Consider the following 12,294-nt stretch of genomic DNA (forward strand, 5'->3'; position numbering starts at 1 on the left):
TCAGGCTCCCTTCTTCGCGCGGCGTTCGGTGGGCTGGGTCACCCGGTCGAGCATCAGGCCCAGGCAGACGATCGCGGCACCGGCGACCAGGCCGGTCGCCAGGTCGCCCTGGGCGAGGCCGAAGACGACGTCGTAGCCGAGTGCGCCACCGCCGACCATGCCGCCGATGATGACGACGGCGAGGACCAGGACCAGGCCCTGGTTGACGGCGAGGAGCAGCGCCGGGCGGGCCAGCGGGAGCTGGACCTGACGCAGCTGTTGGGCGCTGGTCGCGCCGAGCGAGCGGGCCGACTCCAGGGCCGCCGGGTCGACCTGGCGCAGACCCTGCGCGGTGATGCGGACGACGGCCGGCAGCGCGTAGACGATGGCTGCGGCGACGGCGGGGGCGCGGCCGACGCCGAACAGGGCGACGACCGGGATCAGGTACACGAACTGCGGCATCGTCTGGAACACGTCCAGCACGGGCCGCAGCAGACGGTCGACGCGGTCGCTGCGTGCCGCGACGACACCCGTCGCGAAGCCGATGACAAGGGTGACGCCGACGGCCGCGAGGACCTGGGAGAGCGTGTCGAGGGACGGCTCCCACACGCCGAGCACCCCGATGGCGGCCATGGCGAGGACGGCGGTGAGCGCGGTGCGCCAGGTGCCGATCAGCCAGGCCAGGGTGGCGACGACGAGCAGCACCGACCACCAGGGCAGCCACTGCAGTCCGTCGCGGATCGGGTCGAGCACCCAGGTGGTGAAGCGTGCGGCCCAATCGGCGGTGCCGCCGATGACGGGGACGCCCGAGTACAGGTGGTCGGTCATCCAGCCGACGGCCCGGTTGACCGGCTCGATGAGGGGCACGACCCATCCGTCGGGCCACTCCAGGCGCGCTGTCAGCCGTCCGGCGACGGCCACGACCGCGGCGCCGGCCACGACGTACAGCCAGTGCGTGCGGGGCCTGGGCGCCTGGCCCAGGCTCGCCCCGGCCGCGCCGGTCACCCGGTCGAGGACGACGGCGAGCAACACGATCGGGATACCGGCGGCGAGGGCCGCGCCGACGTCGACCGAGGCCAGCGCCTGGTAGACGCGGTCGCCGAGGCCGCCCGCACCGATCACCGACGCGATGACGGCCATGGACAGCGCCATCATGATCGTCTGGTTGAGGCCGAGGAGGAGTTCCTTGCGGGCAAGCGGGACACGGGCCGTCAGCAGGCGCTGGCGGACGCCGGCGCCGAGCGACTCGACGGCCTCCAGCACTTCCTTGTCGGCGCCGCGCAGGCCGAGCGACGTCAGCCGGGCCATGGGCGGCGCGGCGTAAATGACGGTGGCCAGGACGGCGGCCGGGACGCCGATGCCGAAGACCAGCACGACCGGCAGGAGGTAGGCGAAGGCGGGGAACACCTGCATGGTGTCCAGGACCGGGCGCAGGGCGCGGTGCATGCGGTCGGAGAGGCCGGCGGCGAGCCCGAGCAGCGCGCCGACGACGACGGACGCGGTGACCGCGACCACCATCAGGGCGAGCGTCTGCATGGTGGGCACCCACATGTCGAGCAGACCGCAGGTGAGGAACGCGGCGACGGTGCCGAGCGCGAGCCGGATGCCCGCGACCCGCCAGGCGACCAGCCCGGCGACGGCGGTCACGCCCGCCCATCCGACGGCGAGGAGGGCGAGGTAGACGGCTCGTACGGCGATGACGACGACGTTGCTGACGTGGCCGAAGAAGTACAGGAAGAGGGGGTGGGAGTCCCGGTTGTCGATGATCCAGTCACTGACTCCGGCCAGCGGTTCGGAGACGTCGACGGTCAGCGCCTCGGGCCAGCCGGCGCCGGTCCAGCGCGCGAGGGCGAACGGGACGAGGACCGCGGCTGCCACGGTGAGCAGCAGGAGCTTGCGCACGGCGAGGTGCCCGAGCAGTCCCGGCCGACCGGCCCGGGGGACGACTGCGGTGACGGTCACCATCAGACGGCCTCCTCGGACCGTTCCGCCCCGGCGACGGACTCCGTGGCGAGGGGCTTCTCCGGTCCGGCGGACGCCCCCGTCCCCGCGATGACCGACAGCAGGGCGGCGGAGTCGACGATTCCCACGCAGCGGCCCTGGTCGAGGACGCGGGCCGGGGAGCCCGCGCGGGCGACGGCCTCGATGGCCTCCGACACCGTGGCGTCCGGGCTGACGGCGGGTCCGCTGCCGGCCTCGTCCGCCGAGGAGGCGGGACGCATGACCGTACGGACGGTGAGGACCTGCTCGCGCGGGACGTCCCGGACGAAGTCGCGGACGTAGTCGTCGGCGGGCGAGCCCACGATCTCCTCGGGGGTGCCCAGCTGGACCACCCGTCCGTCGCGCATGAGGGCGATGCGGTCGCCCAGCCTCAGGGCCTCGCCGAGGTCGTGGGTGATGAAGACCATCGTGCGGCCCTCCTCGCGGTGCAGCCGGATCACCTCCTCCTGCATGTCACGCCGGATGAGGGGGTCGAGCGCGCTGAACGGCTCGTCGAACAGCAGCACCTGGGGGTCGACGGCGAGCGCGCGGGCGAGCCCGACGCGCTGACGCTGACCGCCGGAGAGCTGGGCGGGCCTGCGCTGCTCCATGCCCTCCAGGCCGACCTTGGCGACGACCTCGGCGGCCTTCTCGCGCCGCTGCGCCTTGCCCATGCCCTGGATCTCGAGGCCGTAGGCCACGTTGTCGAGGACGGTGCGGTGCGGCAGCAGCCCGAAGTGCTGGAAGACCATGGCGGCGCGGTGCCGGCGCAGTTCGCGCAGCCGTGCCCTGTCCATGGCGCGGACGTCCTCGCCGTCGATGACGATGGTGCCCGCGGTCGGCTCGATCAGCCGGGTCAGACAGCGCACCAGCGTGGACTTGCCGGAGCCGGACAGGCCCATGACGACGAAGACCTCGCCCTTGCGGACGTCGAAGCTGACGTCCCGGACGGCGGCCGTGCAGCCGGTGCGGGAACGCAGCCCGGCCGGGTCGAGCGCGGTCAGTTCGGGGTCGCCGGGCACGCGGTCGGCCTTCGGACCGAAGACCTTCCACAGCCCGTCGACGGAGAAGACGGGTGAGCCGGCCTGGGCCGGCGGGAGCGGCGGCAGCGGTGGCGGTACTCATCACACCTCGCCCCCGATCAGATCGACGGCCCGCTCGCCGACCATCAGCACGCCGATCATCGGGTTCACGGCGGTCATGGTCGGGAAGACGGAGGCGTCGGCGATCCGGATGCCCTGCAGCCCACGGACCCTCAGCTCGGGGTCGACCACGGCCTGTTCGTCGGTCGCCGCGCCCATCCTGCAGGTGCCCGCCGGGTGGTAGACGGTGTGGGCAACCTTGCGGGCGTACTCGCTGAGCTCCTCGTCACCCGTGACGTCCGGGCCGGGGGCCACCTCGCGCTTGAGCCAGTGGGCCAGCGGCTCGGTCTTCGCGATCTCGCGGGCGATGCGGATGCCGTCGACGAGGGTACGGCCGTCGTAGTCGTCCTCGTCGGTGAAGTAGCGGAAGTCCAGCGCGGGCTTGACCTCGGGGTCGGCGCTGGTCAGGTAGAGCCTGCCGCGGCTCTTCGGCTTGGGGATGTTCGGGGTCATGGAGACGCCGAACTCCGGCCGCCGGTAGCCCAGTCGCTCCGGATTGTCCGTGAACGGGATCTGGTAGAAGTGGAACATCAGGTCGGGGCCCGCGTGTTCGGGGTCGCGGCGCACGAACAGTCCGGCGTCGGAGTCCATCGCGGAGTTGTCCGGGATGGGGCCGTCGGTCTCCCAGACGATCACCGACTCGGGGTGGTCGAGCAGGTTCTCGCCGACACCGGGGAGGTCGTGCGCCACGGGTATGCCGAGCGCCTCCAGGTCGGCCTTCGGACCGATGCCGGAGTGCAGCAGAAGCCGGGGCGAGTCGACCGCGCCGGCGCACAGCAGGACTTCGCCCCGGGCCCGGACGAGGATCTCCTCGCCGTCCTTGGTGCGGACGTGGACCCCCTCGGCGCGGGTGCCGTTCAGCTCCAGCCGGTACGCCCAGGTCTCCAGCATGATCGTCAGGTTGGGGCGCTCGTCCATCACCGGGTGCAGGTACGCGACCGACGCCGAGGAGCGCTTGTTGTTCTCCGGGTGGTAGGCGAGGTCGAAGAAGCCGACGCCGTCGTTGAACGGTTTCTTGTTGAAGCCCTCGACACGCGGCACGCCCAGCGCGCTCCGGGCGGCGTCGACGAAGTCACGGGCGATGGCGTTCCGGTCCTTCTCGTCGACCGGGACGATGTTGTTCTTGAGCCGGGCGTAGTACGCCTCCATCTGCACCGCGCCCCAGCCCTTGGCGCCGGCCTGCTCCCACTCGTCCCAGTCGGACGGGAGCGGCTTGAAGGCGATCAGCGTGTTGTGCGAGGAGCATCCGCCGAGGACGCGGGCCCGGCTGTGCCGGATGTGTGAATTGCCGCGTGGCTGCTCGGTGGTGGGGTAGTCGTAGTCCAGCTCGCCGCCGAGCAGGCCCATCCAGCGGCGCAGGGTCAGCACGTCGTCGCGGCCGACGTCGCTGGGGCCGCCCTCGATGACCGCGACGGTGACGTCCGGGTTCTCGGTCAGCCGGGAGGCGATGACGGACCCGGCGGTGCCACCGCCTATGACAACGTAGTCGTACGTGTGTTCAGGGGTGTGATGCGGCATGGAGATTACTCCTCCGGGGACTCGAAGACGGGACAGGTGAACGGGGCTTGTCCGGCGCTGTCGGCGGGACCTCGGGGAAGCCCCGGTCAGGGGTGTTGCTCGAAGCGGTACTTCGTCACGCGGGGCACACGGCACGCGAAGGGCGCCGGGGCGGGTGGTCCCGGGAAGGGACCACCCGGTGTGCCGCCCGGCGGCTGCGCCGGCACGGGGGCGGCGCGTGCGCCGTGTACGTCGGGGGCGCGGCCTGCGCCGCACGTACCGTGTTCACCGCGGGTGACGCTCGGCGGTGGCTCCTCAGCCCGCGAACCAACGCACCGGCTTCGGCGCGAGGTTCTGGTAGACGTGCTTGGTCTCGCGGTACTCGGCGAGGCCGGCCGGGCCGAGTTCGCGGCCCACTCCGCTCTTGCCGAAGCCACCCCACTCCGCCTGCGGGAGGTAGGGGTGGAAGTCGTTGATCCACACGGTGCCGTGCCGCAGCCGCCCGGCCACCCGCCGGGCGCGGCCCGCGTCGGCGGTCCAGACGGCGCCGGCCAGCCCGTACTCGGTGTCGTTGGCGAGGGCGACGGCCTCGTCCTCGGTACGGAAGGTCTCGACGGTGAGGACCGGCCCGAACACCTCCTCGCGCACGACCCGCATCTCGCGGTGGCAGTGGTCGAGGACGGTCGGCTCGTAGAAGTCGCCGGCCTCGGGCCGGTCGGCGGACGGCTCGGGCCGCTTGCCGCCGGAGCGCAGCACCGCCCCCTCCTTCAGCGCGGAGGCGACATACGCCTCGATCTTGGCGCGCTGCTGCTCGGAGACCAGCGGTCCGCACTCGACGTCGTCCGCGGTGCCCCGGCCGAGCCTGATCTTCTCGGCGCGGCGGGCCAGTTCGGTGACGAAGCGGTCGCGGACCGACTCCTCGACGATGAGCCGGGCGCCCGCCGAGCAGACCTGGCCGCTGTGGATGAAGGCCGCGTTGAGGGCCTGGTCGACGGCGGTGTCGAAGCCGTCCTTGGTGGCGCAGGCGTCGGCGAAGACCACGTTGGGGTTCTTGCCGCCGAGTTCGAGGGCGACCTTCTTCACGCTCGGCGCGGCGGCCTGGGCGACCTTGGCGCCGCTGACCAGCCCGCCGGTGAAGGAGACCAGGTCGACGTCGGGGTGCTCGGCGAGCCGGGCACCGACGGTGTGACCGGGCCCGGTGACGATGTTGGCGACCCCGGCGGGCAGCCCCGCCTCGATCAGCAGGTCGATGAGCGCCACGGTGGTCAGCGGGGTGATCTCGCTGGGCTTGACGACGAAGCTGTTGCCGGCCGCGAGCGCGGGGGCGATCTTCCAACTGGCCTGGAGCAGCGGATAATTCCAGGGCGTGATCATGGCGCAGACGCCGACGGGCTCGTGCACGACGACGCTGTGGATGTCGGTGGAGCCCGCGTCGACGACCCGGCCGGGGGCCTCGCCGGCGACCAGATCGGCGAAGTAGCGGAAGGCGTCGGCGACACAGTCGATGTCGACGCGCCCCTCCTCGACGGTCTTGCCCGCGTCCCGGCTCTCCAGCAGGCCGAGCGTCTCCCTGTCCCGGACGAGGAGACCGGCGACGCGGCGCAGCAGCGCGGCCCGCTCGGCGACGGGGGTGTGCGGCCACGGCCCCTCGTCGAACGCGCGCCGGGCGGCGGCCACCGCCAGGTCGGCGTCCTTCTCGTCACCCTCCGCGACCACGGCGAACGGCAGCGCGTCCGCGGGGTCGAGGATCTCGCGGGTGGCTCCCGAGACGGCTGCTCGCCACTCGCCTCCCGCGTGGATGGAGGTGCGCACCTGGAGCTCTGTACTGTCCGCCATGATCGTCTGCTGCCTTCCGTTCCTGTTCAGCGCCCGTGAGTGACACAGGTCGAGTGACACAGGTCGAGTCACACGGGCGTCACCCACGGAACGGGGTGGCGCCTTCCCCCGAGACCCGAATACATGCGCGATTCATGCCCGGAGGTGTGCCACCTCACGGAGAATGCGGTCGAAAGGGTGGAAACCCCGCTCCCCGTACACGGAAGGGCCCCGTACCGGTGGAGACCGGCACGGGGCCCTGGCCCGAAGTCCGTCGGACGGAGCGGACGGATCGGATGAACCTGACGGGATCTGACGGGATCAGATGAGGCCGAGGCCGCGGACCGCCTCGCGCTCCTCCTCGAGCTCCTTGACGGAGGCGTCGATGCGGGAGCGGGAGAAGTCGTTGATCTCCAGGCCCTGGACGATCTCGTACTTACCGTCCTTCACGGTGACCGGGAAGGAGGAGATCAGGCCCTCGGGGACGCCGTAGGAGCCGTCCGACGGGATGCCCATGGAGACCCAGTCGCCGTCCGCGGTGCCGTTGACCCAGGTGTGGACGTGGTCGATGGCCGCGTTGGCGGCGGAGGCGGCCGAGGAGGCGCCACGGGCCTCGATGATCGCGGCACCGCGCTTGGCGACGGTCGGGATGAAGTCCTCGGCCAGCCACTTCTCGTCGTTCACGACCTCGGCCGCGTTCTTGCCGGCGACAGTGGCGTGGAAGATGTCCGGGTACTGGGTGGCGGAGTGGTTGCCCCAGATGGTCAGGCGCTTGATGTCGGCGACCGTGGAACCCGTCTTCTTCGCCAGCTGGGTCAGCGCGCGGTTGTGGTCCAGACGGGTCATCGCGGTGAAGCGCTCGGCCGGTACGTCCGGTGCGGCGGCCTGGGCGATGAGCGCGTTGGTGTTGGCCGGGTTGCCCACCACCAGCACCCGGACGTCGTCCGCGGCGTGGGCGTTGATGGCCTGGCCCTGCGGCTTGAAGATGCCGCCGTTGGCCTCCAGGAGGTCACCGCGCTCCATGCCCTTGGTGCGCGGGCGGGCACCCACGAGGAGGGCGACGTTGGTCCCGTCGAAGGCCACGTTCGGGTCGTCCGTGATGTCGATGCCCTGCAGGAGCGGGAACGCGCAGTCGTCCAGCTCCATGGCCGTGCCCTCGGCCGCCTTGAGCGCGGGGGCGATCTCCAGCAGGCGCAGCTTGACCGGCACGTCCGCGCCGAGCAGCTGGCCTGAGGCGATGCGGAAGAGCAGGGCGTAACCGATCTGGCCGGCCGCGCCGGTGACGGTGACGTTCACGGGAGTGCGGGTCATGGCGTTCTCCGTATGACAGCTGGCGGTGGGGCGTCCCTGCCCCGGGGTACGGATCCCGCTCCGGCGCGTGACCGGTGCCCGCCACGATGATCGATCACCGGTGCGGATGGATCACCGAGGGGTGATCGATCTCTTGGCGTCAAGAGAGATCCAGCGGTCAGGCTATCGCGCATCGACGATCGCGGACGTCCGGGCTCCGTGTGGCCCCTCCCACAGAGTGACCGACGTGTACACGAGCGTGCCCGGGGAAGGCGGCCGCCTGTCCGGGAGAGGAGGACGGGAGGCGGCCGCCGGTCGGGGGACCGACCGTGCCGGACTCCCGTGGGGGGTGACATTCGCATGCCCCGATTCCGCCGCCCCATGCCCACCCCGCGCCATGGAATTCACGGGCGGCTTCACGGCGTGCCGGGATCGTCGGTGGGTCGCCGCCCCGGCGCCGCCCTACTCCGTGCACCCCTCCTCGCCGGAGGCCAGCACCGCGCAGGCCCTGGCCTGTGCCGCGCTCCCGACCGCCGTCATCGGGGTGTAGGCGACCGTGTCGCCGACCTCGGTGATGCTGTCGCTCTGCTTCGACTTCCCACCGGCGATCTCGATCTCGTCACCCTGGGTCGCCTGGGTGATACGGCCCCACGCGGCACCGCAGGTCTTGCTGTAGCGGACCTCGACCAGGGTGGTGCCGACGGTCGCCGTCTGTGTGGTGGTCACGAGGTCGCCGCTGCACCCCATGTTCTCCGCGTCCTTGCCGTCGCAGCTGTCGCCGCTGCACTTCACTCCGGCGGGCAGGTTCGCGGGGGCGGAAGCGGTGGGCGAGGGGGACTTCCCGACGTCGTCCTTCTTCCCGTCGTCACTCCCGGTGACGTAGAAGGCGGCGGCGATCACCACCAGCACTCCGACGGCACCCGTGAGGAACATCCCCGTCCGCCGCTTGCCGTCCGAGCCACCGGAGCCGCCTCGGGGCGGTGCGCCCTGCGCGCCGGGCGAACCCGGCGTACGCCCTCCCCCGTGGGCGGCGCGGGAGGGGCACCGGCGCCGCGGCGGCCCGACGGGGAGGGCCCGGCGTACCCGGCCATGCCCCAGGAGTTCGTCCCGGAGGCGTCATGGACGTCCGAGGCGGTCGGCTGCGGCGGCACGGCCGGTGAGACGCCGGCCGGTCCGGCGACGCCCGGCCGGACCGGAGCGCCACCGCCCTTGCGGCCCCTGCCGCCCGCGCCGTTCGACGACGGTCCGGCGAGCTCGCTCAGCGCGGAACGCGCCTGCGAGATCCTGATCGCCTCCATCGTCATGTCGTGCCGCATCTCCGAGCGGCTCCAGGCCCGCTCGGCCAGCTCCCACATGGTGGTCAGATGCACCGGATTGGTCCCGGTGACCTCGGCCAGGGCCACGATCGCGCCCTTGGGCGCGAGCAGCCGGCCGTTCAGGTAACGCTCCCAGGACGTCTTGCTGTAGCCCGTGCGGTCGGAGACCGACGCGATGCTCAGGCCGCTGCGGTCCACGACGCGCCTGAGCTGGCTCGTGAACTCCCTGATCTGCGGATCGAGCTCATCCGGCAAGGCCTTCCAACGAGGCATTGCTTCCCCCTCTTCCCGGTCGTGCCGGTATGTCCCTCGCGCGTGGTGGCCCTCTGCCGAGTCGCCGTTCCGGCTACCCGCATGGATGCCGCCCGTCAGGATCTCAGTTCCCGGGGTGGGGGCGCACGGGAGCGTCAGGGCCGCGGGCATGCGCCGTCGCACGCTCACTCGCTCGTGGCCCAGTCTCCCACCGGCAGCCCCCTCGACCGAACAGAAACCGGCACCACACGTGGGGCGTCACGGATTATCCAGGGTCCTCAGGGTTGTCACGCCGGTCCCGCAGAGTTCCCGCCCTGCGGTGGACGGCGGCCCGTCCTCACCCCCGTGAAAGGACGGGGCGGCCCGTCCTCACCCCCGTGAAAGGACGGGCCGCCGCCGGAAACAACCTTCCTGCACGCCGAACCCGCTGTTCAACGGCTGTCCGGGCGCTGTGGCACGGAAGTGACCGTTCCGCTACGTCCCCCGGATTCCCCGGATCATCCTGGGACGGGCCGCTAACCGCTGACCGTGAAATGCAGGGTGTCCTTCAGGAACGGGATCTCCAGCCAGGGCTTGGGCTGCACCATCAGCGCCAGCAGCACGATCGTCAGCCCCAGCACGCCGTACGTGACGATGTCCGTGAAGCGGGAGCGCACGGCGAGCATGCCGACACTCGGCAGTACCCAGCGGAGCACGCCGCCCGCCAGCAGCGCCACGCCGATCAGCAGCGTGCCGAGCCGGAACAGGTCGAACACGGTCAGCAGCAGGCCGAGCCCGGCCGTGAGCAGCACGGCGAGGATCGGCCACTGCCGGGCGGGCGCGGGGGCGTCGCCGGGGGCGGCCCGGCCGCCGCCCTCCGGGCGGGCGGTGTCCCTGGTGAACCGCGGGAAGCGGCGGGTGGTACGCCGCGGCTTCCCCTCGGCGTCGGGCGCGCTGATGGGATCGGGTGCCTCGGCGAGGTCGGGGACCGCGCCGTTCCCGGCCTGCGCCGAGGTCGGCGCCGGCGCCGAGGTCGGCGCCTGCGCCGACTCCTGTGCCCGGGGTTGCTCCGGCGCCGGCGCCGACCCGGGTGCCCGCGCCTTGCGGGCGTCGCTGTCAGCCGACACTGCGCTCTGCCGCCTCCACCACGTTGACCAGCAACTGGGCCCGGGTCATCGGGCCGACACCGCCGGGGTTCGGGGAGACCCAGCCGGCCACCTCGGCCACGTCCGGGTGGACATCACCCACGATCTTGCCCTCGGCGTCGCGGGAGACCCCGACGTCCAGGACGGCCGCGCCGGGCTTGACGTCCTCCGCGCGGACGAGATGGGCGGAGCCGGCGGCGGCGACGATGATGTCCGCGCGCTTCAGGTGCGCCGACAGGTCGCGGGTACCGGTGTGGCACTGGGTCACGGTGGCGTTCTCGCTGCGCCGGGTCAGCAGCAGCGGCATCGGGCGGCCGATGGTCACTCCGCGGCCGACGACCACGACCTCGGCCCCCTTGATCTCCACGCCGTAGCGGCGCAGCAGGGTGAGGACACCGTGGGGGGTGCAGGGCAGCGGGGCCGGCTCGTTCAGGACGAGGCGGCCGAGGTTCATCGGGTGGAGGCCGTCGGCGTCCTTGTCCGGGTCCATGAGTTCGAGGATGCGGTTCTCGTCGATGCCCTTGGGCAGCGGCAGCTGGACGATGTATCCGGTGCACGCCGGGTCCTCGTTCAGGTCTCGGACGACCGCCTCGATCTCCTCCTGCGTGGCCGTGTCGGGCAGCTCCCGCTGGAGGGAGGCGATGCCGACCTGGGCGCAGTCGCGGTGCTTGCCGGCGACGTACTTCTGGCTGCCGGGATCGTTGCCGACGAGGATCGTGCCGAGGCCGGGTGTGACTCCCTTCTCCTTCAGCGCCGCCACGCGGGCGGTCAGATCGGACTTGATCGCTGCTGCGGTGGCCTTGCCATCGAGAATCTGGGCGGTCATGGACCCATCCTCGCGGATGACCGGGCCCCGGTTCCAATCCGCGCGCGTTCCGCCCGCGCTCCGGACGCGTCCCCGGCTCATCCCGGGCGTCCGCGAGGTTCGCGATCCCACATTTCATCCCCGGCCCACCCTCGGCCCAGCCATGTTTCACCTGTGTCCGGCCAAGATCAGCGATGTTGCACTTGCACAACACATACCGCCTGCGGCTGGACAATCGGCAGATCGGTCAAGAACGATGAATGGCACGGTGCCGCGGGCAAGAACCGGGGGACGGACCGCGTCTGCAGAACTTCCTCCGAACCGTGCCCCGCGTCGTCCCCGCACCCGCAGAGACAACGGAGGAAGAAGCGCCATGAGTTTCGGCGACCCGAACAACCCCTACGGACAGCCGCCCCAGCAGCAGCCCGGCCAGCCCGGCTACGGCTACCCCCAGCAGCAGCCCCCCGGCCAACCCGGTCACGGCTACCCGTCACCGCCCGCGTTCCCGCAGCAGCCCTACGGCCGGCCGGGCCCCGTGGCGGTCATGCCCGGCAGCGTGAAGGCCGCGCGCGTGATGCTGTTCGTACTCGGTGGCTGCCAGATCCTCATCGGCTTGGCAATGATGATCGTCAGCGCCCGGTTCGCCGAGATGTTCGAGGAAATCATCGCCGACGACCCGAGCATCTCCGCGGAGGACGTGGACACCGTCGCCGGCATCGGCGCGGGCGTCATGATCGTGTTCGGTGTGATCGTACTGGCGTTCGCGTTCTGGGCGATCTTCACAGGCGTCAAGATGAGCACCGGCCGGAGCGGGGTGCGTATCTCCGCGATCGTCTACGCCTCGATCGTCACGCTGATCAGTGTGCTCAACCTGCTGGGGGCCAACCTCTTCGCCCTGATCAGCCTGGTCCTCGGCGTCCTGATCATCGTGTTCTGCGCCAACAAGAACGGAAGCTACTGGTTCAACCGGCCCCAGTACTGAACCCGTTCCGCCGCTGTGTGTGTCGTGCGCGCTGCCCGGCGTGCGGGAAGGGGGCCCCGGCCGACGCCGGGGCCCTCATTCGGTTCGGGGAAGACGTGGGAAGACGTGCCAC

At 71.7% G+C, this 12,294-nt stretch carries 8 protein-coding genes and 1 pseudogene; 1 reads left to right on the plus strand and 8 read right to left on the minus strand.

Annotated elements, in window-relative coordinates; translation table 11 throughout:
* The 8 genes and pseudogenes from WJ438_RS16335 to WJ438_RS16370 all read right to left on the minus strand — a co-directional run bounded on the left by WJ438_RS16335 (position 1) and on the right by WJ438_RS16370 (position 11,221).
* Positions 1 to 1,944: an ABC transporter permease gene (locus WJ438_RS16335; RefSeq protein WP_406725913.1), complete on the minus strand. Its 1,944-nt coding sequence runs from the start codon at positions 1,942 to 1,944 to the stop codon at positions 1 to 3.
* A complete protein-coding gene (locus tag WJ438_RS16340) occupies positions 1,944 to 3,068 on the minus strand; it encodes a glycine betaine/L-proline ABC transporter ATP-binding protein (protein ID WP_406729710.1) in 1,125 nt (374 codons plus the stop codon). The genes WJ438_RS16335 and WJ438_RS16340 overlap by 1 nt, the downstream gene beginning before the upstream one ends.
* 15 nt (positions 3,069 to 3,083) lie before the next feature.
* Positions 3,084 to 4,619 (minus strand): GMC family oxidoreductase, encoded by a 1,536-nt coding sequence (locus WJ438_RS16345; protein WP_406725914.1) that lies wholly within the window; start codon positions 4,617 to 4,619, stop codon positions 3,084 to 3,086.
* Positions 4,620 to 4,913: 294 nt separating this feature from the next.
* Positions 4,914 to 6,434: an aldehyde dehydrogenase family protein gene (locus WJ438_RS16350; RefSeq protein ID WP_406725915.1), complete on the minus strand. Its 1,521-nt coding sequence runs from the start codon at positions 6,432 to 6,434 to the stop codon at positions 4,914 to 4,916.
* A gap of 300 nt (positions 6,435 to 6,734) precedes the next feature.
* Positions 6,735 to 7,724 carry a malate dehydrogenase gene (locus WJ438_RS16355; RefSeq protein WP_406725916.1) on the minus strand — a complete coding sequence of 330 codons (990 nt, stop codon included), beginning with the start codon at positions 7,722 to 7,724 and terminating at the stop codon, positions 6,735 to 6,737.
* A gap of 441 nt (positions 7,725 to 8,165) precedes the next feature.
* Positions 8,166 to 9,292: pseudogene (locus WJ438_RS16360) on the minus strand (DUF2690 domain-containing protein).
* Between the two features lie 494 nt (positions 9,293 to 9,786).
* On the minus strand, positions 9,787 to 10,209 hold the full coding sequence (locus WJ438_RS16365) for a DUF3017 domain-containing protein (RefSeq protein WP_406729711.1): 423 nt from the start codon (positions 10,207 to 10,209) through the stop codon (positions 9,787 to 9,789).
* A 157-nt stretch (positions 10,210 to 10,366) separates the two neighbouring features.
* The gene (locus WJ438_RS16370) at positions 10,367 to 11,221 is read right to left on the minus strand and encodes a bifunctional methylenetetrahydrofolate dehydrogenase/methenyltetrahydrofolate cyclohydrolase (protein ID WP_406725917.1); all 855 of its coding nucleotides are present in this window, start codon (positions 11,219 to 11,221) and stop codon (positions 10,367 to 10,369) included.
* Positions 11,222 to 11,573: 352 nt separating this feature from the next.
* On the opposite strand from WJ438_RS16370, the gene WJ438_RS16375 reads away from it, so the two are divergent.
* Positions 11,574 to 12,182, plus strand: coding sequence for a hypothetical protein (locus WJ438_RS16375; protein WP_406725918.1), 609 nt, complete (start codon positions 11,574 to 11,576; stop codon positions 12,180 to 12,182).
* Positions 12,183 to 12,294: the final 112 nt, after the last annotated feature.

The organism is Streptomyces sp. GD-15H, from assembly GCF_045291515.1.
GTDB lineage: Bacteria > Actinomycetota > Actinomycetes > Streptomycetales > Streptomycetaceae > Streptomyces.